Genomic DNA, 26,299 nt, shown 5'->3' on the forward strand with positions numbered 1-26,299 from the left:
AGTCCCGGGTGCGCTCGCGCAAACCCCCCTACCTGTTTGGCGGTAACGATGAAGAAAACTGCATTTTGGACCCTGCCACTGGCCGCGGCACTCGCCCTGACGGGCTGCTCCGCCCAGGAGGAGGCTGCCGCACCTAGCCAGGGGTCAACGGACCAAACCGCCGCCGCCTCGAGTTCCTCCGCAGCGCCGGCGGCCACGGCCAAGCAGCTGTCGGCCGAGCAGGTCGAGGCCGTGGTCAGCGCGCTCAAGGACGACGAACCCACGGCAGGCGCCCAGGTCCTGAAGGACGCCGAGCTGAAGGCCGGGGCAGCCCAGATGGAGCAACTTGTCGCGGGGATGAAAGTGGAGCCTGAGGTCTGCGGTTCCTTTGCCGCCTCCGGCATGTCGGAGATCCTCGACTCGGTGAACATGGCATCGCTGGTGGTTCCCGCATCCTCAAGCGCCGAATCGACAACCGTGAGCGTGGCATCCTACGCTTCGGTGTCGGACGTCCAGGACCTGGCCGCCAAGCAGCAGCAATCCTTCAAGGACTGCGCCACCTTCAACCTCGAAATCCAGGGAAGCAAGACCTCCGCAACGCTGACCGACACCAAGGCCTCGACCGACGCCGACTCGACCTTGGCCAGCCTTGGTGAGATCAAGTTCGGCGGGCAGAGCATGAAGACGCTGAGCGTCTACGGGATGGACGGAAACAACACCGTCGCCGTCACCCTCAGTGCACCCAAGGACATCGACGCCGCGGTGGCGAAGGCCGAAGAAACCATCAACGCGGCACTCAAGATCATCGACAAGCAGTAGCCGCAGTGCCCGGCGGAACCCGCTTCCGTCCCGCCGGGCCAGCCGTCACCGTGCCGCCCGTGTCGCCCCGGCCAACGTAAGATGGAGACAGTGCCCCACAGGCACCACCATGTACGCAACGCCCGAACACCCCACGCCGCTCCCGCCCGCCGGGAGCCGGTGCCGGGAGCGGGAGGCCTGATGGTGGACCGCCGCGGGCAAAAGTCTTGTGCCTTTCGACGAATCGCGCACACCCAACTACGTTGTGGTCCGGAGACGGGCCGCGGAAATGGAAAGTTAGCGTGGTCCTGAAACTCTCCACACTGTTCCTGCGCACGCTGCGCGAAGATCCGGTCGATGCGGAGGTCGACAGCCACAAGCTGCTCGTCCGCGCCGGATACATCCGCCGTGCGGCCCCCGGCATCTACACCTGGCTGCCGCTGGGCCTTCGGGTGCTGAAGAAGGTGGAAAACATCGTCCGCGAGGAGATGAACGCCATCGGCGCCCAGGAAGTCCACTTCCCGGCCCTGCTGCCACGCGAACCATACGAGGCCACCAACCGCTGGACCGAGTACGGCGACGGCCTCTTCCGCCTCAAGGACCGCAAGGGCGCCGACTACCTGCTGGCACCCACCCACGAGGAGATGTTCACCCTCCTGGTCAAGGACCTCTACAGCTCCTACAAGGACCTGCCGGCCTACCTCTACCAGATCCAGAACAAGTACCGCGACGAGGCACGTCCCCGTGCGGGCCTGCTGCGCGGCCGCGAATTCATCATGAAGGACTCCTACTCCTTCAACATCGACGACGAGGGCCTGGAAGAGGCCTACCAGGCCCACCGCGGCGCCTACCTGAAGATCTTCGCCCGCCTGGGCCTGGAGATCCTGCCGGTCTTCGCGACCGCCGGCGCCATGGGCGGCTCCAAGTCCGAGGAATTCCTGCACCCGACCCCGATCGGCGAGGACACCTTCGTGCGTTCGGCCGGCGGCTACGCGGCAAACGTCGAGGCAGTGACAACCGTCGTCCCGGAAGACATCGACTTCACCAACGCCCCGGCCCTCGAGGTCAAGGACACCCCGGACACCCCGACGATCGATACCCTCGTGGACTGCGCCAACGAGGTAGCCCCGCGGGAAGCCGGCCAGTGGACGGCTGCGGACACCCTGAAGAACGTCGTGATCGCGGCGACGCTGCCCACCGGCGAACGCCAGATCGTGGCCATCGGCCTGCCCGGCGACCGCAACGTTGACCTCAAGCGCGTTGAGGCAAACATCGCGGCCCACCTGGAAGTCGGCGGCGAGGTCGAGATCGAGGCGGCAACCGAGGACGACCTGAAGAAGAACCCGACCCTCGTCAAGGGCTACATCGGCCCGGGACTGGGCTTGGACGCCGCGGTGCTCGGCACCGAGTCCGCCTCCGGGATCCTCTACCTTGTGGACCCGCGCGTTGTCTCCGGCACCAGCTGGATCACCGGCGCCAACGAGTCCGGCAAGCACGTCTTCGGCCTCGTCGCGGGACGCGACTTCGCCTGGGACGGCACCATCGAGTGCGTCGAGGTGCGCGCCGGCGACCCGGCACCGGACGGATCCGGCCCGCTGGAAACCGCCCGCGGCATCGAGATGGGCCACATCTTCCAGCTCGGCCGCAAGTACGCCGAGGCCCTGGACCTGAAGGTCCTTGACCAGAACGGCAAGCTCAAGGTCGTCACCATGGGCTCCTACGGCGTGGGCGTGACCCGTGCCGTGGCGGCCCTGGCCGAGTCCAACCACGACGACAACGGCCTGGTCTGGCCGCGCAACGTCGCCCCCGCCGACGTCCACCTGGTGGTCACCGGCAAGCAGGCGGAGCTCTTCGAGGCCGCCCAGAAGATCGCCGACGAGCTGCACGCAGCCGGCGTCGAGGTCATCTACGACGACCGCCCGAAGGTCTCCGCCGGCGTGAAGTTCTCCGATGCGGAACTCATCGGCGTGCCGACCATCGTGGTCATCGGCCGCGGCCTGGCCGACGGCGTGGTCGAGGTCAAGGACCGCGCCACCGGCGAACGCGCGGACGTGGCCGTCGACGGCGTTGTCGCCCAGCTGATCAGCACCGTCAAGGGCTAAGCATGCTGGAGGCCACCGGCCTGCTCGAGGGGTCCGGCCTGCAGGGAATGCAGGCCGGGACCCTCGCGCTGATCGTGCTGGCCGGCTTCGCCGCGGGTTGGGTGGACGCCGTGGTGGGCGGCGGGGGACTGCTGCAGCTCCCCGCGCTGCTGCTGGTGCCAGGCATGAGCCCGGTGCAGGCGTTGGCCACCAACAAGTTGGGCTCGATCTTCGGGACAACCACCAGCGCCATCACCTACTACCGGCGCGCCCACCCGGACCTGAGGACCGCGATCCCGATGGCCCTGGTGGCACTGGCCGGGTCCTTCGGCGGGGCGATCCTCGCGACGATGCTGCCCGCGGAGGTCATCAAGCCGGTGATCATCGCGGCGCTTGTCGCAGTGGGCCTTTTCACGGTGTTCAAGCCGACCGCGGGGGAGCTGACACAGCTGCGCTACACCGGGCGCCGGCACCATGCCATGGCGCTGGCGATAGGCCTGGTCATCGGTTGCTATGACGGGCTGATCGGCCCGGGCACCGGATCGTTCCTGATCATCGCGATGGTCGCGCTGCTGGGCTACAACTTCCTGGCCGCCAGCGCCAAGGCGAAGATCGTGAACATGGCCACCAACCTGGGCGCGCTGGCGTTCTTTGCCCCCACCGGCCACCTGTTGTGGGGGATCGGCCTGGTGCTGGGCGTGGCGAACATGTGCGGCGGCTACCTGGGCGCGCGCATGGCGGTGTCCAAGGGCAGCCGGTTCATCCGCATCGTCTTCCTGAGCGTGGTCGCGGCGCTGATCCTCAAGCTCGGCTACGACGTCTTGTTCCCGGCGGCCTGAGGCCGCGTCCCGCGACGCGGCCGGATGACGGATGATGGCGATGTTGCCCTGCAACATCGCCATCACGCGTTTCACGGGGTCCTCGAGCCACGAGCGGGTGATGCCGCCGGCGGCCCGGTGGGCGGGGCGGACCCTACGGAGTCCGCGTCGGGCTGCCCGACGGCGACACCTCGGCGGGCTTGCCCTCCACCTTGGTGAAGTCCGGGATCCGCCCGGTCACCTGGCGGGTATACAACCCCTGGTCCCAGGCGCGCTGCAGCAGGTACGCGCGGGCATCGCCCTCCTGGGTGGCCGCGGCATCGCGCAGCAGCAGCGCCAGCTGCTCCTCGCCGGTGCGGGCCGCGTCCATCGGGTTCTCCGCGGCGTCCCCGGGCAGCTGGTAGGCCGGCTGCCGCAGCGGCTCGCACGTGCCGACGACGCTGAACTGGTCCTCGAGCTCCGCGGCGAACGCGACAAGCTTGGCCGAGCGGGCCCACGCGCCGTCGCGGACGCTGCCCGCGGTGCGCGCCCCCGCGACATCGTAGGCGTAGCCCAGGCGGTAGGCGGCGTCGGCGACCTGGCCCAGGACCGTCCCCGACTCCGCGGCCGGCTCCCGTGTTCCTGCGGCGTCCGGCGACGGCGACGCGGATGCTGCCGCTGCCGGCGCTGCCGGGGCCGCCGGGCAGCTGGAGAGCATGAAGCGCGGCATCGCTGCCGGCCCGTTGGCGGCATCCGTGCTCGGGGCTGCCGCGGACGGCCCGGTCGATGCCGATGCCGTTGCAGCGTCGGTGCCGGCCGCCGGCCGGGGCACCGGAAGCTTGTCGACTTGTTCCTGTGTCCCGCCGGCGGCACCCAGCAGGTTGCGCGCCTGAAGGGTCAACTCGAACCCGGCGCCGGCGAGCGAGCGGGCTTCCTGCGCCGGGGCCGCCATGGCGGCATCGACGAGCGAGACCCCGGCGGCGGCCAGCCGCTGGGCGAAGGCCTTGGCCTCCGCTGCGGATCCGGCGGCCGGGGAGGCGGTGTCGGGGGACGCGGTCGGCGATCCCGACGCGGTTTCGGGGCCCGCGGAACCGGCAGCGGCGGCAGGTGTGAGTAACCCGACATGCCCCTCGAGCATCCCGCGCGTGGCGACCCACGCCGAGTGCAGCTTGGCGGAGGATTTCGGGTCCGTTGCGGAGCTCGCAAGCGCCGCGGAATCCAGCAGCGGGAGCAGCGCGTCGGCGGGCCCGGGGGCAGCCTTGGACTGCTGTTCGGTGCCGAGGATTCGCTGCCACACTAGGGAATCCTTGGCCATGTAGGCGCCGGCACCCACCGTTGCGGCGGCGATCGCCAGGACCGAAACCACCCCCACGGCCAGGGCGGCGCGGGAGCGCGGCGCGGCGGGTGCGGGGGACTGCTCTGCGGGGGGCAAGGGGTGCTGATCCATCCCCTCGATCATCCCATGTGCCGGGCAATTGGCCATTTCAGGGCCCCGGCGGCAGACGCGGCGGCCCAATTGTCGATACCCTAGTAAGCACAACATCGAATAGTGGGAGGACTTTCATGACCGGCAAGCCGGCAGACATCCAGCTCGAGGCGGCCCGCCTCACGGAACTACTGGAGCCCACCGTCGCCTCCCACCAGCTGATCCTTGAAGAAGTTCAGGTCCGCATGGCCGGCGACCAGCGCATCGTCCACGTGATCGTCGACCTCCTTGAAGGCACCGGCGGCGTTGAACTGGATGCCGTCGCGGAGGTGTCGCGCTCCATCTCGGAAGCCCTCGACGCCGACCCGTACGACACCGCAGAGCCCTACGAGCTCGAGGTTTCCTCGCCCGGCGTCTCCCGCCCGCTCACCCTGCCCCGCCACTGGCACCGCAACGTCGGCCGCATGGTGAAGGTCAACCTGATCGGCGAGGAGAACATCTTCGGCCGCCTCACGGCCGTGGACGACGCCGGAATCACCGTGGTCCCGGAGATCGCGGTCAAGAAGGGCATGAAGCCCAAGGTCGGAGAGCCCCGCACCCTCGAATTCGCCTCGGTCCGCCGCGGCAACGTGGAGGTGGAGTTCGCCCGCGCCGAGGCGGCGGACCTGCAGGAACTGCTTGAACTCGATGACGAAGACGACGAAAACGTGGAGGCCTGAGTTGGACATTGATATGAGCGCGCTGCGCATGCTCGAGAAGGAACGCGAGATCCCCATCGACGTTCTGATCCCCACGATCGAGCAGGCCCTGCTGATCGCGTACCAGAAGTCCCCGGGGGCCATGCCGCAGGCACGCGCCCAGGTTGACCGCCGCAACGGCCACGTGACGATCTTCGCCACCGAAACCGAGGAAGACGGCACCGTCATCGGCGAGTTCGACGACACCCCGAACGGGTTCGGCCGCATCGCCGCGTCCACGGCACGCCAGATCATCCTGCAGCGCCTGCGCGATGCCGAGGACGACAACGTGGTCGGCGAGTTCAAGAACAAGATCGGCGAGGTCGTCTCCGGGCAGATCCAGCAGGGCAACAACCCGATCATGGTCCAGGTCAACCTGGGCACCGTCGAGGCATTGCTGCCGCCGCCGGAGCAGGTCCCGGGGGAGAAGTACCCGCACGGCGGCCGCATCCGCTGCTACGTGGTCGACGTGAACCGCGGCCCCAAGGGCCCGGCCGTCACGCTCTCGCGTTCGCACCCGAACCTGGTCCGCCGCCTCTTCGAGCTCGAGGTCCCGGAAATCGCCGACGGCGCCGTGGAGATCGTGGCACTGGCCCGCGAAGCCGGCCACCGCTCCAAGATCGCCGTGCAGGCCCGCATCCCGGGCGTCAACGCCAAGGGTGCCTGCATCGGCGAGATGGGCACCCGCGTGCGCGCCGTGATGACCGAGCTGAACGATGAGAAGATCGACATCGTCGACTACAACGAGGACCCGGCGAAGTTCATCGCCTCGGCGCTGTCCCCGTCCAAGGTCGTCTCGGTGACCGTCACCGATGCCGCGACCCGTTCGGCCCGCGTCGTCGTCCCCGACTACCAGCTCTCGCTGGCGATCGGCAAGGAGGGGCAGAACGCCCGCCTGGCAGCCAAGCTCACCGGCTGGCGCATCGACATCGTCTCCGACGCCGTCGCTTCGTAGCACCACCCGATTCCGCCGTTGCCACACGGGTGGGCCGTTCGCGGCCCCGCCCGCGCGGCAGCGGCGGTTTTCGTTGGCCCGTGGCCGGGCCCGCCGCCGGCGGCCCGAACGTGTTCCAGGCCACGGCACACGGGATGCGGAAACGCGCTAGACTTGTCTGTGGTCCACTGTGCAAGTGGTAGTTCAAATGCGGGAGAAGATCGACGTGTCAGTGCAGCATCAGCCGCAACGCACGTGCATCGGATGCCGCAAGGTGGTGGACCAAAACGAGTTGCAGCGTTGGGTGCTTGAACTCACGGACGGCCGTGCCGTCCCCGTTCACGATTCCACCCGGCGTCTCTCCGGACGCGGTGCCTGGTTGCACCCGGCCCCGGAGTGTGCCGAACGCGCCATCAAGCGCGGGGCATTCGCACGGTCCTTCAGGACCAAGGTGGATGTCTCGATGCTGACGGTGGCGCCGACGGCCAAGGTGCGGACCCAAGCCCGGGAAAGCACCTTCACGACAGTCCAACCTGAAAGCGGGTCAGAAATCTGATGGAAACCCGATGAGTTCCAAGCGATGAGCGCCTAACGATGACTACATCAGTTATGCGTCGCAGCGCCTGTGGCATCCGCTGTGGATGCTGGGCAAGACAGCAAAAGACGGTTCGTGCTTTGACTTTCTAAAAGTGAGCGCGGGCCTTCAGACAGGAGAAATGTGGCCAAGGTCCGCGTACACGAGCTCGCCAAAGAGCTCGGAATCACTTCAAAGGATGCAGTAGCCAAGCTGCAGGAAATGGGCGAGTTCGTCCGTTCGGCATCCTCAACCATCGAGGCACCGGTTGTGCGCAAGTTGCGCGCCGCGTTCCCGAACGCTGCCCCGGCAGCACCCAAGGCAGATGCAGCACCGGCCGCCAAGGCCCCTGCAGCTCCGGCAGCACCCGCAGCCGCTGCCCCGAAGCCGGCCGGCTTCAAGCCGGGCCCCGCTGCACCCGCAGCCCCGGCGGAAGCAGCACCGGCCCCGGCCGCCGCTGCACCCGCAGCCCCGGCTCCCGCCGCTCCGGCAGCCCCGAAGCCGGCAGTCGCCGCCACCGAGGCACCTCGCGCCGGCGCCAAGCCGGGCGGTCCCCGTCCGGGCAACAACCCGTTCGCTTCCCAGCAGGGCATGCGCGCTGCCGGTGAGGGCGAGCGCCCCGCCGGTGCACGTCCGGGTGCCAAGCCGGGCGGACCGCGTCCGGGCAACAACCCGTTCGCTTCCCAGCAGGGCATGCGCACCGAGCGTCCCGCCGGCTCCGGCGGCCCGCGTCCGGGCGGCCCCCGCCCGGGTGGCCCGCGTCCCCCGGCCGGTTCCGGTGGCCCGCGTCCCGCAGGTGCGGGTGCCGGTGGTCCCCGTCCCGCAGGTGCAGGCGGACCGCGTCCGGCCGGTGCCCCGGGCGCAGGCCCGCGCACCCCGGGTGGCGCACGCGCCACTCCGGGCATGATGCCCAACCGCACCGAACGTCCGGCCCCGGCCGGCGCACGTCCGGGTGCAGGCGGCCGTGGCGGCGCAGCCCGTCCGGGCGGCGCACCGGGTGGAGCTCCGGGTGGAGCACCGGGCACAGGCGGCGGCGGTTACAAGGGCGGCGGCGGTCCGAACCGCGGTCGCGGTGGAACCCAGGGTGCCTTCGGCAAGGGCGGCGCAGGCCGCGGCAAGCAGCGCAAGTCGAAGCGCGCGAAGCGCCAGGAACTGGAGCAGATGAGCGCTCCGTCGCTGGGCGGCGTGAGCGTGCCCCGCGGCAACGGATCCACCGAGGTCCGTCTGCGCCGTGGTGCCTCCATCACCGACTTCGCCGACAAGATCAACGCCAACCCGGCGGCACTCGTCACCGTGCTCTTCCACCTGGGAGAAATGGCAACCGCCACCCAGTCCCTGGACGAGGCAACCTTCGAGGTGCTTGGCACCGAGCTCGGCTACACGGTCACCGTGGTCTCCCCGGAAGACGAAGAGCGCGAACTGCTCGAGTCCTTCTCGATCGACCTCGACGCCGAAATCGATGCCGAGACCGACGACATGCTCGAACCGCGTCCGCCGGTGGTCACCATCATGGGCCACGTCGACCACGGTAAGACCCGTCTGCTCGATGCCATCCGCAAGTCCAACGTCATCGAAGGCGAAGCCGGCGGCATCACCCAGCACATCGGTGCATACCAGATCCACCACATGCACGAGGGCCAGGATCGCCCGATCACCTTCATCGACACCCCGGGCCACGAGGCGTTCACCGCCATGCGTGCCCGTGGTGCCAAGGTCACCGACATCGCCGTGCTGGTTGTTGCAGCCGACGACGGCGTCATGCCGCAGACCGTTGAAGCGTTGAACCACGCCAAGGCCGCCGGTGTTCCGGTTGTCGTGGCAGTCAACAAGGTCGACAAGGACGCAGCGAACCCGGACAAGGTCAAGGGCCAGCTCACCGAATACGGACTGGTTCCGGAAGAATACGGTGGCGACACCATGTTCATCCACGTGTCCGCACTGCAGAAGATGGGCATCGACGAACTGCTCGACGCCGTGCTGCTGACCGCCGACGCCGCGTTGGACATGCGTGCCAACCCGGACAAGGCAGCCCGCGGTATCGCCATCGAAGCGAACCTGGACAAGGGTCGCGGCGCCGTGGCCACCGTGCTGGTCCAGTCCGGCACCCTGGCCGTCGGCGACACCATCGTCGCCGGCACCGCACACGGCCGTGTGCGCGCCATGTTCAACGAGAACGGCGAGAACCTCGACGTTGCCATGCCATCGCGCCCGGTCCAGGTCCTCGGCCTGTCCTCCGTGCCGCGTGCAGGCGACACCTTCCTGGTGACCGACGACGAGCGCACCGCCCGCCAGATCGCCGAGAAGCGCGAAGCCGCCGACCGCAACGCGGCCCTGGCCAAGCGTCGCAAGCGCATCACCCTGGAAGACTTCGACCAGGCTGTTGCCGACGGCAAGATCGACACCCTCAACCTCATCCTCAAGGGTGACGTTTCCGGTGCCGTGGAAGCCCTGGAAGACTCGCTGCTCAAGATCGACGTGGGAGAAGGCGTGCAGCTGCGCGTCATCCACCGCGGCGTGGGTGCGATCACCCAGAACGACGTCAACCTTGCAACGGTCGACAACGCGATCATCATCGGCTTCAACGTCAAGCCTGCCGAGCGCGTTGCCGAACTGGCCGACAAGGAAGGCGTTGACATGCGCTTCTACTCGGTCATCTACGGCGCCATCGATGACATCGAGCTGGCCCTCAAGGGCATGCTCAAGCCGGAATACGAGGAAGCCCAGCTGGGCACCGCGGAGGTCCGCGAGGTCTTCCGTTCCTCGAAGTTCGGCAACATCGCCGGCTCGATCGTCCGCTCCGGCACGATCCGACGCAACTCCAAGGCACGTGTCCTGCGCGATGGCAAGGTCATCGGCGAGGGTCTCCAGGTGGACTCGCTCAAGCGCTTCAAGGACGACGCCACCGAGGTCCGCGAAGGCTTCGAATGCGGCATCGGCCTGGGCTCGTTCAACGACGTCAAGGAAGGCGACACGATCGAGACCTACGAGATGCGCGAAAAGCCGCGCGCTTAGTCTTGACCAAGCGCGTTTGATCGACGCTGGGCGGCCGCAACCGAACCGGGTGCGGCCGCCCAGCCGTCGAAGCGCACCATCCAGTACTTCCCAAGTCTTCAACAGAAGGAGCGACCATGGCTGATTCGGCTCGTGCCGCAAAACTGGCCCAACGCATCAAGGTGGTTGTCGCCCAGGCCCTGGGCAAGGCAGTCAAGGACCCCCGCGTGGAGGCCATCACGGTCACCGATGCACGGGTGACAAACGACCTGCAACACGCCACCATCTACTACACGGTCTTCGGCGACGACGAGGCCAAGGCCGACGCGGCTGCCGCCCTGGCGAAGTCCAAGGGCGTCCTGCGCAAGGAAGTCGGCAAGAACCTCACGGTCCGCCTGACCCCGACCCTGGAATTCGTCGCCGACGAAATCCCCGTCAACGCCTCGAACCTCGAGGCACTGCTGCGCGTGGCCAAGGCCAAGGACGCAGAGGTTGCCGCACTGGCCGAAGGCAAGTCCTTCGCCGGCGACGCCGACCCGTACAAGCGCGACGAGGAAGAAGAGGACGAGGCCTAGGAGCCGACTCCGTCTTCGCGAAGCGGGCAACCCCTCGGGGAGGCCCCTCGCCGGGCACACGTGAAGAGGCCTGCGACGGCCAGCCACCCAATGGCTGGACCGCCGCAGGCCTCTTGGCGTCTCCGGTCACACCGGAACGCCTCCTGCGCGAACCCTGTCGCGCAGGCCCCCCAACTTTTCCGAACGCTCGCCCCCCAAACATAAACGTGCACCGCTGTAAGGCGACCACGCTTGGCGAGGGTGCGGTGGGCTAGGGGAACCTGTGGCCGGATTCGGGCCGTGGAGGGCCGTCCGGAAGCAATGAAACAACGCCGCGCCCGTGCTCGGCTGCGGGGATGTGCGGGGTGGCGGTCCGCCCGGACGGTTTCGTGCCGGGCACCCAGGCCAAACGGAATTGCATGTTGGATCCTTCCCCCAGGAAAAACTCTTGATCCAGACCGTGCGGTGCGTCGGTGCTTTCGCTACCGCCCAGTCGCCGTGCATGCCTGCTGCTTCGGCCGGTGGCCGACACAACCAGTGCTTCATGCTTGACGTTTTTTGAAGCCTGCACCAAGTGCGGGCCGATACCGTGCTGACGGTGTGGGAACGGTCCAACAGCGGTGGTGAACCGCGGTAACCGATCCGGACGTGTGCCAATAAAGTGAAGATTATTGGTACATCCAAGGCGAGTCAATGGCGTTTTAATAGCGTCTACCAGGCGGTGAGAACGGCGAATTGGCAAACCCCCGTTCCATTTGGGACGAAACACACAGCCAATCGCCAGAAAAGATTTTGGGACCTGTGTAACCACTCACAGAAGACCGTAAATAAAGGGCAACGTAGGGTTTTGCGTGGGCTACATCGATGCTCCACCCATCAGGAGGAGGGGAGTCGCTCCACCCCGACCGCTGCGGGGGCGTCCCGAAGCGGACGGTGCATCCCGCCGGATGAGTCGTTGCACACGTGGGCGCCCTTTGGGACCCGGGAGGGGGCAGTCGGCGCGGCGGCCCGGGACCGGAATCCGGCGCTTTCGGCGGGGTTGCCGAAACAACTTTCCGGCACGGGTTCGTTGGTACGGAGCCAGCGAGCGCCCTTGTCCCGCGGGACGTTTCGAAAAGGGTGAAGACCCTCCCGACGAGTATCCTCCGGGACCCCGTCCGGGTCTGACAACAAGGGCGGTGGGCGAAAAGCGGCGGCGAACCTGCCTATACTTGAGGGCGTGAAAACAGCCCCGCAGAACCCCACGGAACCGATCGGCTCAGGCCTGGTCATCATCGACAAGCCGCAGGGTTGGACGAGCCACGACGTGGTTGGCCGCACCCGCCGCCTGGCCGGCACCCGGAAGGTGGGCCACGCCGGGACCTTGGACCCGATGGCCACCGGCGTCCTGGTGCTGGGCATCAACAAGGCGACCCGCCTGCTGACCTACATCGTGGGCGCGAACAAGACCTACACGGCCACCATTCGCCTGGGCGAGTCGACGATCACCGACGACGCCGAAGGCGAGATCGTGCAGAGTCGCATTGCCGCGGCACTGACCGAGGAACAGATCCGCGAGGCCGTCGCCAAGCTGACGGGCCCCATCGAGCAGGTCCCTTCCTCCGTGAGCGCCATCAAGGTCAACGGCGAACGAGCCTACGCCCGCGTGCGCGCCGGCGAGGACGTGAAGCTTGCCGCCCGCCCGGTGACCATCAACCGCTTCGAGATCCACGAGATCCGCCGCGAACGAGCCGGCAAGGTGCTGGACATCGACGTGACCGTCGAATGCTCCTCGGGAACCTACATCCGCGCCCTGGCCCGCGACCTGGGTGAGGACCTTGCCGTGGGCGGCCACCTGACGGCACTGCGCCGCACCGAGGTCGGCCCCTACACGCTGGACCGCGCCCGCACGCTCGAGCAGCTGGCCGAGAACTTCGAGTACCTGCCGCTGGAGGACGCCGCAGACGCGCTGTTCACGCGCCGCGACCTCACCGAGCATGAGCGCGCCGAGCTTTCCTACGGGCGCCGCATCAGCCGCAACGAATCCGACGAGGTGACTGCCGCTTTCGCACCCGACGGCACGCTGGTGGCGCTGTTGAAGAACCGCGGCAAGGAAGCCAAGCCGGAGCTGGTCTTCGCCACGGCCTCCTAGGCCCTCTCCACGCACCGGCGCCACGTCGGCCCCGCATTCGCTGTCCTACCCAGGAGTTAGGTTTTTTGCCGTGATAGTTGACGGTTTCTTCATCGCCGGCGCGGTCTTGTGCGCCGTGACGCTGGTACTTGGCGTCGTCGCCACCATCATCCGCGAGTACCCGGACGACTTCGCGCTGGTCTCCGTGGCCGTGCTGGAGGTCTTCCTGGTGGTCTACGGCATCGCGGCGGCCGTCCGCCAGGCCGGCGGCCAACCGATCTCCGGGGAGCCCTGGGAATTCTGGGGCTACCTGCTCACGGCCCTGCTGATCCCGGCGCTGGCGTTCATCTGGGCCGTCACGGACAAGTCACGCTGGTCGAACACGGTGCTGGCGGTATCGGGCGTCATCGTCTTCGTGATGCTTTTCAGGATGGAACAGATTTGGGACGGGGCAATCGCGGCATGAGCGAAACAAGCAAGCAGGGCACCAAGCGCTCACGCATCGTCGATGCCGCGCAATCCCGCGGCAAGGACCCGCGTCCGGCGGGCACCAACGGCGGACGCAGCTCCGGGCTGGGGCGTATCATCATTGCCGTCTACGGCGTGCTGGCCCTCTCGGCAACGGTGCGTGCCGTCTACCAGATCATGATGGACTTCGGCGGGGCCCCGCTGGCGTACCTGCTGAGCCTGCTCGCGGGCATCGTCTACATCGTCGCCACGCTGGCGCTGGCTTCCAAGCGCCCCGGCAGCTGGAAACTGTCCTGGTACGCGGTGATCTTCGAACTGGTCGGCGTGCTGGTTGTCGGTACGCTCAGCTACGTGTTGCCGGCACTCTTCGCGCACCCGGCCGTCTGGTCGCACTTCGGTTCCGGCTACGGCTACGTGCCGCTGGCTCTGCCCCTGGTCGGGCTCTGGTGGCTGCGCAAGCACCGCCCGGCAGCACACGCCGAAGGAAGCTGACCGGTACACCGAGGCGGGCCACAGGACACGAGAGGCCGCGCACCAACCGATGAATGACATCGGATGGTGCGCGGCCCCTGTCGTTTCCGGAAGCTGCCGTTTCCCCGGGCCCGCCGGCCCCGGGACGGGGGAGCGACCGGGGGAGGGGCACTACTTCTTGCCGAAGAGCCCGCCGAGGATTCCGCCGAGGTCGAGACCGCCACCCTGGGCCGAGGAGGGCTGCTGGCTGTCGCCCCCGAGGAGCCCGCCCAGCAGGCCCCCGAGATCCACGCCGCCGCCCTGTGCGCCGCCCTGCTGGCCGCCGCCGAAGAGCCCGCCCAACATGCCGCCGAGGTCGAATCCGCCGCCACCGCCGTCGTTGCCCGACGAGGTGGCGTTCTTGGCCAGGAAGCTCATCACCAGCGGGGCGAGCAGCGGCAGGGCCTTCTGCACGAGGCCGCCGAGGTCGAACCCTTCAGGGGTTGCCCCGTTGAGCTGTGCGGCGAGGACCGCCTGGTTGTCCCCGAGGACGTGGTCAACGATCTTCTGTCCGTCGTCGGTGTCTACCGCATCGATGTCGACGCCGCCCTCCACCAGGGAAGCATCGTGCTGGGAAATGGCGGCCTGCAGCGCCTCGGCCCCCTCCGGCGATGCGGCGTTGTTCTGCATGCCGGCCAGCAGCGAGGGAAGCGCGGCGGAGACGGTGGTGCGCGCCGTGTCGGAGTCGACTCCGAGCTTTCCGGCGATCTGGTCCATCGGCAAGAGGTCCAGGATGTCGTTCAGGTTGACCATTTCAGCTCCTTGGGATCGGTGAATCTGGTGATTCAATCTCATCCTAGGGTTCATCGTTCGGGTTTGACCCCGTGGGGCCAAGAATCGGCAGTTCGGGCCATCGTCGTTCATAATGGATAGGGCAGTGAAACCTACGGCCAAACACCCCAACGGAGGAGCGAGCGTGCACTATTGGAAAGGCCTTGAAGCCGTACCACCCGGCATCGGCCCATCGGTAGTGACAATCGGAAACTTCGACGGAGTGCACCGCGGCCACCGCGAGGTCCTTGCGGCGGTTGTCACCGAGGCCCGTGCCCGGCACGCCAAGGCCGTCGCCATCAGTTTCGACCCGCACCCGGCGCAGGTACACCGCCCGGACGAGGCCCCCGAACTGATCATGGGCATCGCGGACCGCATCGAGACCCTCGCGGACGAGGGCCTCGACGGGTTGCTGATGATCCGCTACACCCTGGAATTCGCGCAGGCCACGGCCGAGGAGTTCGTTTCCAAGGTGATCGTCGGCGCATTGGGCGCCTGCACGGTGGTGGTGGGCCACGACGTGCGCTTCGGACGCGGCAACGAGGGCGACTTCGCCAAGATGTGCCAGCTCGGGGAGCAGTACGGCTTCGAGGTCATCGGCATCGACGACATCGGCGAACACCGCCGCTGGTCCTCGACGTGGGTGCGCGAGGCACTGAGCCGCGGGGAGGTGGCCGTCGCCGCCCAGATCCTGGGACGCCCGCACCGCATGCGCGGCGAGGTGGTCCACGGGGCGGCCCGCGGCCGCGACCTGGGGTTCCCCACCGCCAACCTCGACTCCGCCGCCACCGGGATCATCCCCGCCGACGGTGTGTATGCCGGGTGGCTCGTCGACGAGGCGCAGGTCCGCTGGCCTGCCGCAATTTCCGTCGGGTCCAACCCGACGTTCGAGGGCGTGAGCCGCCAGGTGGAGGCGCACGTGATCGACCGCCCCGAGGAGGGCGTGGAGGACTTCGACCTCTACGGCCAGCAGGTCGTCGTTGAATTTGTTGAGCACTTGCGTCCCATGGTTGCCTACCGCGGGATTGAAGCACTGATCGAACAGATGCGTGAGGATGTCGAGCGCACCCGTACGGTCCTGATTCATGCCTGAGACTTCCAAGCCGCATCCCACCCAGACACCGCGTCCCATCCCGTCGCTTCCCGCGCGGGCCTTCACGATGAGTGCGGCCCGGCGCAACGAACTGGCCACCGCATTCCGTGCCGGTGGAAAGCACTATGACGCGGTGCGGCCGTCCTACCCGGCGGCTGCCCTCGACTTCATGGTGCCGCCGCGCGCCCGCGACGCCGTCGACGTGGGGGCCGGAACCGGCATCTTCACCGCCATGCTCCTGGGTCGAGGCCTGCGCGTGCGCGCCGTCGAGCCCTCCGCCGACATGCTGGACGTGCTGCGGGCCCGGCTTCCGGAGGTCATCGCTTCCGAGGGCACCGGTGAACGCACCGGCATGGAGACCGACAGCGCGGATGTCATCACGTACGCGCAGGCCTGGCACTGGGTCGACCCGAAGCAGGCCAGCAGCGAGGCGGCGAGGGTGCTGCGCAGCGGCGGTCTGCTCTCGCTGGTCTGGAACCAGCTTGACGTTTCGGTGTCTTGGGTCCACCGCCTGGCACGCATCATGCACGCCGGGGACGTGCACCGCCCGGACTTCCAACCGCCGCTGGGCCAGGAGTTCTTTGCCCCCGAACCGGGGCAGTGGACCTGGGAGCAGGAACTGACCGGCGGGCAGATCATCGAGCTGGCAAAGTCCCGCAGCTACTACCTGCGTGCCAGTGCGGCTACCAAGGCGCGGGTCGAATCGAACCTGTCCTGGTACCTCTACGAGCACCTGGGCCACGCGGAAGGCGCACCGATCACGGTGCCCTACCTGACGCACGCCTGGCGGGCCCGCCTGCGCTGAACGGGCCGGGCAACTCCGGCCCCGCTGTGCCGTTGCTCTCCCGGGTGCCACACCGCGCGCGGTCTTTGCTAAACTGGTTGACGGTGTTCGCTGCAGTCCGCGGTTGCGTGACACCTGCCGGCAACGGTGATCTTTGAAACGCGGTACAACTCTAGGAGTTATTGTGGCATTGGACGCCGCTGTCAAGCAGGAAATCATGAAGGCCTACGCAACCAGCGAAGGCGACACCGGTTCACCCGAGGTTCAGATCGCCGTGATGTCACGTCGTATCTCCGACCTGACGGAGCACCTGAAGATGCACAAGCACGATCACCACACCCGCCGCGGCCTGATGGCCCTGGTTGGTCGTCGTCGCCGTATGCTTGCGTACCTCAAGGGCACCGACATTGCACGCTACCGTGCACTGATCGAGCGCCTCGGCCTGCGTCGCTAGTCTTTAGCACAAGGTTTGATTGAAATTCCCCGGTTCCCGTCAATGGGAACCGGGGAATTTTTGCTTCCAAGCCAGGGAGCCGGGCGGTCCGGTGGCCCACGAACTCCAGGGCAAGCCGGTTCCGAATTCGTGCATGAACGGCGGCACCAAATCGGGTCGAAGGCACAATTCCCGGACTTGTGCCTTGCTGTATGGAGCCTGTGCAGTTCTCTTGAAGTTTGCCTGAGAAGGTCAAAATGCAAGACATGCCACCGCCGGCAATGGAATACTCCAATGGTCAAGTAAATCGGCGTCGAAAGGCGGCCCGAGCACGCAGGAGACCGAATGAGTGACCACCCAGCACCAGTCCGAAACACGAAGAAGCGCCTGTTCTGGATCATCCCCGTCGTGATCGCGCTGGTCGTCGCGGCCGTGTTCATTGGCAGCCGCATCTACGCGGATGCCGTGTCCGCCCAAGCCGATGACGTACCGACGATTACCGCTACCCCGAGCAGCGGGACCGCGAGCGATGCAGGATCCACAGGATCGTCGTCAACCCCGAGGGACTTCTCCGGAACCTGGGCCGTCGGGCCGGGTTCCTATGCCGGCTACCGCCTGGATGAGGTCCTCAACGGATCCGACGTGACCGTCACGGGTCGCACCGAAGACGTCAGCGGATCATTGACGGTCAAGGACAACGCGCTCACGGCCGCCGACCTGACATTGAACGTGGCCACCATCGCCACGGACTCGGACAGGCGAGATTCATACTTCCGCACCTCGGCGATCGACACCTCGCAATACCCCGAAGCGACCTTCACGCTGACGAAGCCTGTCGAGTTGACGGGCGCGGCCGACGGCGGCACGCAGACCTTCTCGATCACCGGGGACCTGACAATCAATGGCCAGACGAAGTCCATTACCGCCGATGTGCAGAGTGCCTTCAGCGAAGGAGCTGCACAACTGGTGGGACAGATCCCTGTCACGTGGGCCGATTTTGGCGTTGAGGCCCCGAACCTGGGGTTCGTCTCCGTGGAGGATTCCGGTTTCATCGAGTTTTCCCTGGACGTAACCCAGGGATAAGCGCGGCAGCCTCTCTGGCCGGGTGTATGACCTCATCTTCTGGTTGCTGACACCCCGCGCTCGATCCATGGCGCTAGAGGGGCCACGGATCACTCCGCGCGGCTCCCGTGCTTCGGGACCGAGGGCGGCGCCCGCACCTTGTGGGAGTCGGGGCGCCCTACCCGGCGAACCCGTCAGTGCCCCGGGCGAATGCAACGAGCCGTGCTTGCATGTCCCAGTACGAAGTGGCTGGAGGCACCGGTTGGCCCTCGCGCAGGCTGTTGGCGATGCCGACGGCTGCGTCCACCGAAGCCCGGTACGGCAGGGACCCGGAGCTCACGCGCCGGACACCCAGCGCTCCCAGCTCGGCAACAGACAACGAGGGATGGGCCAGCACGTTGAGCGGCAGCTCGGTCCCGGCGGCAAGGCTTCGGATATCGTCCGCGGAGCCGAGGCCCGGGACAAAGATCCCGTCGGCTCCGGCTTCTGCGTAGGCGGAGGCCCGAAGCAGGACGGCGTCCACAGTGGGCTGTTCGCCAAACCAATAGTTGTCGATCCGGGCATTGACGAATACCCCCGGGGCCTTCGCCTTGACCGCGGCGATCTTGGAGACCTGGAGGGCTGGATCGACCAGGTGCCCGGACCTGCTGTCCTCCAGGTTTATTCCGGCAACTCCGAGGGCCGCCAACTCCGCAACGAAGTCCGCGACTTCGGCGGGGTCATCCGAGTAGCCGTCCTCGATGTCGGTTGTGATGTGTACCGGCAGGCGGACCAACTGTGCCGCAAGGGCTGTCGTTGCCGCCCTGCTGGACCTGTCGCCGTCAGGCATCCCGGCGCTGGCGGCTATGCCGAAGCTGGTGGTGCCGATTGCGGGGAAGTCGGCCGCCGCAAACGCCAGGGCCGAACCGACATCCCACGCGTTGGGCAGCACCAGCGGCTCGTCTGCATGGTGAAGTTCAAGAAACGTGGCCATCGTCATTCCCCTCCCGAGCCCACCCGAAAGGGCGGATTGCTTTCAGGATTCGATCCTAGTGGGACGGGCTAGGGATGATGGCGGAGGCATCGGTTTTCCTTGGGCTGGGCCTGGTCTGCAGCCTTCCGCCGCTGCCCCGGCGACTCGAAGTGGGGCGACACCGCGATGTGTCCTTAGGATGGTGCCATGACTGATGCCGAAGTGACCCGCCATGTAGTGAAATCGTTCTTGGAGGAGGTTCGTTCGGGCCGCAGCCCTGAGCGGGCCGGTGAGTACATGGCGCCCCGGGTTCTTGCCCACCAGGTGCAGTCGGAGGATCCGAGGACCGTTGAACGCAGCCCGGAGGACTACGCGGAGCATGTGCGGGAAATGATCGAATCCTGGGGTGGATTCACGCTTGAGGTTGAGGAGTTCATGGTGGAAGGGAAACGGGCCCACGTGCGTTTCTCGCAGATCGGACACCATGTGAGAACCGTGGACGGCTACGCTCCGACCGGGAACAAGGTTCGGCAGATCAACTCCGTGGTCTACGAAGTCGAGGGTGGGTTCATTACCCAGTACTGGATGCATATCGATAGGGCCGGTGTTGCTGCGCAGCTTGCGAACGCCGGCATTTGAGCTGGCCGGCGGAACCCGACGAACTTGTGACTCCGCCGGCCCGCCATCGTGTTTGAAGCCGGGGGCCTTGCAGCGTTGATCGGGCCCCTGTTTTCTGCATCAGGCCGGCTGCCACAACCGGTTTTCTAGAGTAGGGTTTGCCTAAATGACCTAGTAAACGACCGGTTTTCAATGCCAGTGGGAGGAGAGCAGTTGCTAATCACCATCACGCTCGAGCCGGAGAACGGCTCCCAACTCGACGCCACGGCGCTCTCGCACCTGCTGCGCAAGCATCCTGGTCGGCTGCAGACATTCGAGCTTTCCGTCGGCAACGCCCACGTGTTCTACCCCGAGTGCACCCCGGCGCGGACCACCGCGGCGCTATTGGTTGAGGTCGATGCCGTAGGCCTGGTTCGCAACAAACGGTTCCGGGGCGACAACGGGGTGTTGGACTACTACATCAATGACCGGCCCTACACCGCGTCCAGCCTGCTGTCGGTGGCCCTCGGCAAGGTCCTGCGCAGCGCCATGACGGATACCAACGAGGCCCACCCGGAACTGGCAGGAGCCCCGCTTCCGCTGAGGATCGAAGTGCCGGTGGTTTCCACCCGCGGCAACGACGGCATCGACCTAGTTCGGCGGTTGTTCGCCCCGCTGGGATGGACGATCGAGCAGCGGCCGATTGCGCTGGATGAGGCCTACCCGGAATGGTCTGATTCCCGCTACAGCGGCCTGGTGCTCACCGGTTCCGTTCCCCTGTATCTTGCCCTGCGGCAGCTCTATGTCCTGCTCCCGGTGCTCGATGACGGCAAGCACTACTGGGTCAACGACGACGAGGCCGAGAAACTGGTCCGGCAGGGGGAGGGCTGGTTGCCCGAGCACCCCGAGCGTGCACTGATTTCCCGCCGGTACCTCGCACACCAGAAGGACCTGGTGGCCGTGGCCGACAGCTTGATCGCCGAGACAACGGCGGACGCCAGTGACGACGCCGTCGATTCGGCCCCTGCCCCGGGCAGCGTTGCACCGCCGCTGCGCGTGCAGCGAGCGGACGCTGTCATCGCTGCGCTCAAGGACTGCGGTGCGCATCGGGTCGTCGACGTAGGGTCGGGTCCCGGCGCGCTGCTGCGCCGATTGCAGAAGGACGGGTTCTTCACCCGGATCCTCGGCACCGACGTGTCAGCCCGCGCGCTGGAACAGGCAGCCAGGATGCTGAACCTGGATGAGCTCGCCGATGCGGACAGGGAACGCATCAAACTGCTGCATTCGTCGGCGGTGTACCGAGACGAGCGGATCTCCGGTTTCGACGCGGTGGTGCTCATGGAGGTCATCGAACACATCGAGCTGAGCAGGCTGCCGGCGCTGGAAGACTCGATCTTCGCCGGGGCGGCACCGCAAAGCATTGTGGTGACGACCCCGAATTCCGAATTCAACAGGTTGTACCCATCGCTGGCGGCGGGAACCATGCGGCATGAGGACCACCGCTTCGAATGGACTCGGGCGGAGTTCGCCCAATGGGCGGAAGCCGTTGCCGCACGACACGGCTACGGCGTGGAATACCGCCCGGTGGGCGACGAGTCGGCGAGCGCCGGCCCTGCCACCCAGATGGCGATCTTCAGAAAGGCGGGGGCATGAGCGAACTGAGGATTCCCGAAGCCGGACTGGTGCTGCTGGTCGGCGCATCCGGGTCGGGCAAATCAAGCTTCGCGGCGAAACACTTCGGGGAGTTCGAGGTGCTTTCCAGCGACACGTTCCGCGGATTGGTCGGGAACGACCCGAGCGACCAGTCTGTGACACCGGCGGCCTTCGAGGCCTTGGGCTTCGTTGCCACCAAGCGCCTCGAGGCCGGCCTGCTGACGGTGGTTGACGCCACCAACGTGCAGCAGTCCGCCAGGGAGAAGCTGGTGGAGGTTGCGAAGTCGCAGGACTCGCTCGTTTCGGCCATTGTCCTGGACCTGCCGGTCAAGGTGTGCCTTGAACGCAACGCCGCGCGGGGTGCGGGAGCAGTGGCGCCTGCGGTGGTCGACCGCCAGCACCGGGCCTTGAAGAAATCACTGCGTTCCCTGCGACGGGAGGGTTTCTCCCGGGTGCACGTGCTTTCCTCCCCGGATGAAATAGACAACGCGGTGGTCCGCCGCCACAAGCTGCTCAACGATTTCCGCGAGGAACACGGTCCCTTCGACGTGATCGGCGATGTCCACGGCTGCCTGCACGAGCTGGTGCTGCTGCTCGGGTCGCTGGGCTACGTGCTGACGCGCGACGGCTCGGGACGGCCAACGGACGCAGAACACCCCGAGGGTCGGCGGGTCATCTTCGTGGGTGACCTCGTCGACCGTGGACCCGATTCGGCGGGTGTGCTTCGCCTGGCCATGGGGATGGTCGGCAGTGGCCACGCGCTCGCCGTGCCCGGCAACCACGAAGACAAGCTGGTGCGGGCGCTGCGCGGCCGCAAGGTCACCCTGGCCCACGGGCTGGAGCAGACCATGGAACAACTGGCCGGACAGGAAGAAGGGTTCAGGCGCAGGGTCGCGGACTTCTGCGACTCGCTGGTGTCCCACCTGGTGCTGGACGGCGGCAAGCTGGTTGTCGCACACGCGGGATTGATCGAGAAATACCACGGCCGTGCCTCCGGTCGGGTGCGGGCCTTTGCCCTCTATGGGCAGGTGACCGGCGAGGTCGACGAGTTTGGCCTGCCGGTGCGCTACCCCTGGGCCAACGACTACCGCGGGGATGCGGCGGTGCTCTACGGGCACACGGCTGTCACCGAGGTGGCATGGATCAACAACACCGCCTGCCTCGACACGGGCTGCGTATTCGGGGGAGCGCTCAGTGCCATGCGCTATCCCGAACGCGAGGTCGTCCAGGTGCCGGCGTTGGCACGGTACTGCGAACCCGGCAGGCCGCTGGGATCCCCACGCGGGCCCGAACGGGAGCCGGGCGTGTTGTCCATGGAAGACGTCTCCGGTGTGCAGTTCCTGAAGGCCGAGGGCCTGGGCACGGTGAAGATCACCGAGGGCCAGGCCGCGGGCGCGCTGGAAACCATGAGCCGGTTCGCCATCGACCCGCGGTGGTTGCGTTACCTGCCACCCACCATGTCTCCGGCCGAGTCTTCGTCGCAGCCGGGCTACCTGGAACACCCGCACGAGGCGTTTGAGTACTTCCGCCGCCAGGGCGTCACGCAGCTGGTCTGCGAGGAGAAGCACATGGGATCGCGCGCGGTCATGCTGCTCTCCCGCGATCCCGCTCGCTTCGATGCGCCGCAGGGCTGGCTGGGAACGCTGCACACCCGCACCGGGCGGCAATTCCTGGATGGCGAGCACGAACAGCTGGTGCTGAAACGGGCCCACGAGGCCGCGGACCGGGCCGGGCTGTGGGATGAACTAGGCAGCGACTGGCTGATGCTCGATGGCGAACTGATGCCGTGGTCGCTGAAGGCAGAGTCCCTGATCAAGGACACCTATGCGTCCGTTGCCGCGTCCGCGGTTGCCGCGACCGATGCTTCGGTGGCGGTGCTGGACCGGGCGGCAGCCAACGGCCTCGACGTCCAGGAGGTGCTTTCCCGTACATTGACGCGCCGGTCGAATGCGCGGGCCTTCCGCGAGTCCTACCGGCGCTACGTGGGTTCGGCCGACGACCTGCGCTTCGCGACATTCCAGGTGCTTGCCGCCGAGGGACAAAGCTTCGAGACCCGTGACCACGGATGGCACCTGGAGATCGGCGATCGGCTGGCCGCGGCCGGCCCCGAACTGTTCGCCGGCACCCGGCACCTGCGCGTGGACCTGGACCAGGACTCCGACGTCGAAGCGGCGGTGCAGTGGTGGCAGGGGATTACGGCTGAGGGGTCGGAGGGCATGGTGGTCAAGCCATGGGAGAACCTCACCCGCACGAAGCGCGGCTGGGCGCAGCCCGGCATCAAGGTGCGCGGCCGGGAGTACCTGCGGTTGATCTACGGACCGGACTACCTGGAGGAAGCAAACCTTGAACGGTTGCGCCAACGTGCCACGGACAGGAAACGCAACCGAGCCCTGCACGAGTACATCCTGGGACTTGAGGCCCTGCGGCTGACGGCCTCGGGAGCACCGCTGTGGAAGGTCCACCGGATGGTCTTCGGGGTACTGGCGCTGGAGTCCGAACCCTTGGACCCACGCCTGTAGCAGGACCGGGAGCAACCCGTGGCGTGATCGAGGTTCACCGCACCGGCTGGCCAACGCCCCTGCCCCACGGGTACCCCCGAGGCGGCGACGGGCATAGGCTACGGTCAAGCCGCGTGTTTCCAGCACGCCCGAGCATGGAAGCGTGGATGCCTTGAACGCCTTCGATGACAACCAGGAACAGGACACCCGGGATCCGGGGACGGGCGCCGACCCCAAGGACGCGCCAAGTTTCCGGCCCTACCACCATCCCGCCGCCGGCTGGGGAGCGGCGATGAGCGTCGGGCGCATTCTGGCCCGCGAGCGCGAGCTGGTGGACGGCCCGAAAGCCATCTTCAGGATGAACCACGAGGGCAAGGGGTTCGACTGCCCCGGGTGCGCCTGGCCCGACGACACCAAGGGCCTGCACCTGGACATCTGCGAGAACGGCATCAAGCACGTCACCTGGGAGATGACCCACAAGCGCGTGGGGCCGGAGTTCTTCGCGGCCCATTCGGTCACCGAACTCTCCGGGTGGAGCGACCGCGAACTCGAAAGCAAGGGACGCCTGACCGAACCGATGGTGTACGACGCCGCGAGCGACCACTACGTGCCCATCAGCTGGGCCGACGCGTTCGAACTTGTCGGTGGCGCGCTCCGCAGCCTGGAGGATCCCAACCAGGCGGCCTACTACACCTCCGGCCGGCTGGGCAACGAGGCCACGTTCCTCTACCAGCTGATGGCCCGCGAGCTGGGCACCAACAACCTGCCGGACTGCTCCAACATGTGCCACGAGGCCAGCGGCCGTGCGCTCCAGGCGTCACTGGGCACCGGCAAGGGCACCGTCGACCTCGAGGACTGGGAAGCGACGGACGCGCTGTTCATCATGGGCGTCAACGCCGCCTCCAACGCGCCCCGGATGCTCACGTCCCTGGCCGAGGCCCACCGCCGCGGGGCGCAGGTGGTGCACATCAACCCCATGGTGGAGGCCGCCGCCACCCGCACCATCGTCCCGCACGACCTCCTGGACATGGCGATCTTCCGTTCCACGAAGACCAGCACGCTGAACCTCCAGCCGCGCATCGGCGGCGACATGGCCCTGCTGCGCGGCATGGCCAAGGCCGTCCTGGAATTCTCCGCCACCGACCCCAAGGCCCTGGACCGGGAGTTCCTCGAGCGGCACACCGCCGGGTTCGAGGAGTACCGGGCCCTCTGCGAGGCCACCGGGTGGGAAGAACTTGAAGTGCAGTCCGGGCTGTCCCGCGACGAGATCCTCAAGGCGGCCCGGGTGTACCGGGACGCCGACCGCAGCATCATCAGCTGGTGCCTGGGCATCACCCAGCACGAGCATGGCGTCGACACCGTCCGCGAAATCACCAACCTCCTGCTGCTGCGCGGGAACCTGGGCCGTGAAGGGGCCGGCCCCTCACCCGTGCGCGGGCACAGCAACGTCCAGGGCAACCGCACCTGCGGCATCGACCACCGCCCCACCGAGGCATTCCTGGCCCGCCTGGACGAGGTCTGCGGCATCGAGGCACCGCGCGCACACGGCATGGACACCGTCGCCACCATCGAGGCCATGCATCGCGGCGACATCAAGGTCTTCGTCGCGATGGGCGGCAACTTCGCCCTCGCCGCGCCGGACACCCCGTACACCTGTGCGGGGCTGCGTGCCTGCGATCTCACGGTGCAGGTGAGCACCAAGCTCAACCGGAGCCACCTGGTCCACGGCCGCCGCGCCCTGATCCTGCCGTGCCTGGGCCGCACCGAGAAGGACCAGCAGGCCGCCGGCCTCCAGAGCACCTCGGTGGAGGACTCGATGAGCATGGTGCACCTCTCCGTGGGCATGAAGAAACCCGCATCCCCGAAGCTTCTCTCCGAGCCGGCCATCGTCGCCGGGATGGCCAGGGCTGCCCTGCCCGGAAGCGCCACGCCCTGGGAATGGTACGTCGAGGACTACGACCGCATCCGCGATACCATGTCCCGGGTCTTCGACGGCTTCGAGGACTTCAACCGCCGGGTCCGGCTTCCCCTGGGCTTCCGCATCAAGCAGCCGGCCCGGGAGCTGGTCTTCCTCACCCCGTCCGGGCGTGCCGAGTTCTCCGGAGCCGAGCTGCCGGACGTGGTTCCGGCCACGGGGACGTTGGTGCTGGGAACCATGCGTTCGCACGACCAATGGAACACCACCATCTATTCCGACGACGACAGGTACCGCGGAATCAAGAACCTGCGCACCCTGGTGTTCATGAACCGGGAAGACATGGCCGAACGCGGCATCGGCGAACTCGACCCCGTGGACATCACCAGCATCGCCAAGGACGGTTCCACCCGTTCCCTGAACGGCTACCTGGCCATCCCGTACGAGGTCCCGCGCAGCTGCGCCGCCGGCTACATGCCGGAGATGAATGTCCTGTGCGCGATTGGCGACTACAGTACGCAGAGTGACCAGCCGATCATGAAACACGTCCGGGTCACGATCACCCGAAGCCGTTCCTGAAAC

At 67.2% G+C, this 26,299-nt stretch carries 22 protein-coding genes; 19 read left to right on the plus strand and 3 right to left on the minus strand.

Going from position 1 to position 26,299, the window contains the following annotated elements; genetic code table 11:
• Positions 1-48: 48 nt before the first annotated feature.
• From ACSYDW_RS11225 to ACSYDW_RS11235, 3 genes are all read left to right on the plus strand, one after another.
• Positions 49-798: a hypothetical protein gene (locus ACSYDW_RS11225; protein WP_438338820.1), complete on the plus strand. Its 750-nt coding sequence runs from the start codon at positions 49-51 to the stop codon at positions 796-798.
• A 281-nt stretch (positions 799-1,079) separates the two neighbouring features.
• Entirely contained in the window at positions 1,080-2,879 is a 1,800-nt protein-coding gene (locus ACSYDW_RS11230) for a proline--tRNA ligase (protein ID WP_438338821.1), read from the plus strand.
• 2 nt (positions 2,880-2,881) lie between these two features.
• Entirely contained in the window at positions 2,882-3,697 is an 816-nt protein-coding gene (locus ACSYDW_RS11235; protein ID WP_438338822.1) for a sulfite exporter TauE/SafE family protein, read from the plus strand.
• A 133-nt stretch (positions 3,698-3,830) separates the two neighbouring features.
• Here the strand turns inward: ACSYDW_RS11235 and ACSYDW_RS11240 are convergent, their stop codons facing one another.
• Positions 3,831-5,102, minus strand: a complete 1,272-nt coding sequence (locus tag ACSYDW_RS11240) for a hypothetical protein (RefSeq protein WP_438338823.1) — start codon at positions 5,100-5,102, stop codon at positions 3,831-3,833.
• 116 nt (positions 5,103-5,218) lie between these two features.
• On the opposite strand from ACSYDW_RS11240, the gene rimP reads away from it, so the two are divergent.
• The 8 genes from rimP (at position 5,219) to ACSYDW_RS11280 (ending at position 13,941) form a co-directional block, all read left to right on the plus strand.
• Entirely contained in the window at positions 5,219-5,800 is a 582-nt protein-coding gene (gene rimP, locus ACSYDW_RS11245; RefSeq protein ID WP_438338824.1) for a ribosome maturation factor RimP, read from the plus strand.
• Between the two features lies 1 nt (position 5,801).
• The gene (nusA, locus tag ACSYDW_RS11250; protein ID WP_438338825.1) at positions 5,802-6,773 is read left to right on the plus strand and encodes a transcription termination factor NusA; all 972 of its coding nucleotides are present in this window, start codon (positions 5,802-5,804) and stop codon (positions 6,771-6,773) included.
• Between the two features lie 205 nt (positions 6,774-6,978).
• Complete coding sequence (locus ACSYDW_RS11255; protein ID WP_438338826.1) at positions 6,979-7,308, plus strand: YlxR family protein; 330 nt, start codon at positions 6,979-6,981, stop codon at positions 7,306-7,308.
• 162 nt (positions 7,309-7,470) lie between these two features.
• Positions 7,471-10,338, plus strand: a complete 2,868-nt coding sequence (gene infB, locus ACSYDW_RS11260; RefSeq protein WP_438338827.1) for a translation initiation factor IF-2 — start codon at positions 7,471-7,473, stop codon at positions 10,336-10,338.
• Between the two features lie 116 nt (positions 10,339-10,454).
• Complete coding sequence (gene rbfA, locus ACSYDW_RS11265; RefSeq protein ID WP_438338828.1) at positions 10,455-10,892, plus strand: 30S ribosome-binding factor RbfA; 438 nt, start codon at positions 10,455-10,457, stop codon at positions 10,890-10,892.
• A 1,231-nt stretch (positions 10,893-12,123) separates the two neighbouring features.
• A complete protein-coding gene (gene truB, locus ACSYDW_RS11270; RefSeq protein ID WP_438338871.1) occupies positions 12,124-13,002 on the plus strand; it encodes a tRNA pseudouridine(55) synthase TruB in 879 nt (292 codons plus the stop codon).
• A gap of 70 nt (positions 13,003-13,072) precedes the next feature.
• Positions 13,073-13,447 carry a hypothetical protein gene (locus ACSYDW_RS11275; protein ID WP_438338829.1) on the plus strand — a complete coding sequence of 125 codons (375 nt, stop codon included), beginning with the start codon at positions 13,073-13,075 and terminating at the stop codon, positions 13,445-13,447.
• Positions 13,444-13,941 carry a hypothetical protein gene (locus ACSYDW_RS11280; RefSeq protein ID WP_438338830.1) on the plus strand — a complete coding sequence of 166 codons (498 nt, stop codon included), beginning with the start codon at positions 13,444-13,446 and terminating at the stop codon, positions 13,939-13,941. The genes ACSYDW_RS11275 and ACSYDW_RS11280 overlap by 4 nt, the downstream gene beginning before the upstream one ends.
• Before the next feature lie 150 nt (positions 13,942-14,091).
• Here the strand turns inward: ACSYDW_RS11280 and ACSYDW_RS11285 are convergent, their stop codons facing one another.
• Entirely contained in the window at positions 14,092-14,712 is a 621-nt protein-coding gene (locus tag ACSYDW_RS11285; protein ID WP_438338831.1) for a DUF937 domain-containing protein, read from the minus strand.
• Positions 14,713-14,875: 163 nt separating this feature from the next.
• Between ACSYDW_RS11285 and ACSYDW_RS11290 the strand changes: the two genes are divergently transcribed.
• The 4 genes from ACSYDW_RS11290 (at position 14,876) to ACSYDW_RS11305 (ending at position 18,123) form a co-directional block, all read left to right on the plus strand.
• On the plus strand, positions 14,876-15,823 hold the full coding sequence (locus tag ACSYDW_RS11290) for a bifunctional riboflavin kinase/FAD synthetase (RefSeq protein ID WP_438338832.1): 948 nt from the start codon (positions 14,876-14,878) through the stop codon (positions 15,821-15,823).
• Positions 15,816-16,628 carry a class I SAM-dependent methyltransferase gene (locus ACSYDW_RS11295; protein WP_438338833.1) on the plus strand — a complete coding sequence of 271 codons (813 nt, stop codon included), beginning with the start codon at positions 15,816-15,818 and terminating at the stop codon, positions 16,626-16,628. The genes ACSYDW_RS11290 and ACSYDW_RS11295 overlap by 8 nt, the downstream gene beginning before the upstream one ends.
• A gap of 163 nt (positions 16,629-16,791) precedes the next feature.
• Entirely contained in the window at positions 16,792-17,061 is a 270-nt protein-coding gene (gene rpsO, locus ACSYDW_RS11300; RefSeq protein ID WP_387533345.1) for a 30S ribosomal protein S15, read from the plus strand.
• A 324-nt stretch (positions 17,062-17,385) separates the two neighbouring features.
• The gene (locus ACSYDW_RS11305) at positions 17,386-18,123 is read left to right on the plus strand and encodes a YceI family protein (protein ID WP_438338834.1); all 738 of its coding nucleotides are present in this window, start codon (positions 17,386-17,388) and stop codon (positions 18,121-18,123) included.
• Between the two features lie 157 nt (positions 18,124-18,280).
• Here ACSYDW_RS11305 and ACSYDW_RS11310 read toward each other — a convergent pair whose 3' ends face one another.
• Positions 18,281-19,075, minus strand: coding sequence for an isocitrate lyase/PEP mutase family protein (locus tag ACSYDW_RS11310; protein WP_438338835.1), 795 nt, complete (start codon positions 19,073-19,075; stop codon positions 18,281-18,283).
• A gap of 186 nt (positions 19,076-19,261) precedes the next feature.
• Between ACSYDW_RS11310 and ACSYDW_RS11315 the strand changes: the two genes are divergently transcribed.
• The 4 genes from ACSYDW_RS11315 (at position 19,262) to ACSYDW_RS11330 (ending at position 26,296) form a co-directional block, all read left to right on the plus strand.
• Positions 19,262-19,693, plus strand: coding sequence for an ester cyclase (locus ACSYDW_RS11315; RefSeq protein WP_438338836.1), 432 nt, complete (start codon positions 19,262-19,264; stop codon positions 19,691-19,693).
• 192 nt (positions 19,694-19,885) lie between these two features.
• On the plus strand, positions 19,886-21,304 hold the full coding sequence (locus tag ACSYDW_RS11320) for a 3' terminal RNA ribose 2'-O-methyltransferase Hen1 (RefSeq protein ID WP_438338837.1): 1,419 nt from the start codon (positions 19,886-19,888) through the stop codon (positions 21,302-21,304).
• Positions 21,301-23,823, plus strand: a complete 2,523-nt coding sequence (locus tag ACSYDW_RS11325; RefSeq protein ID WP_438338838.1) for a polynucleotide kinase-phosphatase — start codon at positions 21,301-21,303, stop codon at positions 23,821-23,823. Before ACSYDW_RS11320 ends, ACSYDW_RS11325 begins: the two co-directional genes overlap by 4 nt.
• Before the next feature lie 142 nt (positions 23,824-23,965).
• Positions 23,966-26,296 (plus strand): FdhF/YdeP family oxidoreductase, encoded by a 2,331-nt coding sequence (locus ACSYDW_RS11330; protein WP_438338839.1) that lies wholly within the window; start codon positions 23,966-23,968, stop codon positions 26,294-26,296.
• Positions 26,297-26,299: the final 3 nt, after the last annotated feature.

The organism is Paeniglutamicibacter selenitireducens (assembly GCF_051550675.1).
Classification (GTDB): domain Bacteria; phylum Actinomycetota; class Actinomycetes; order Actinomycetales; family Micrococcaceae; genus Paeniglutamicibacter.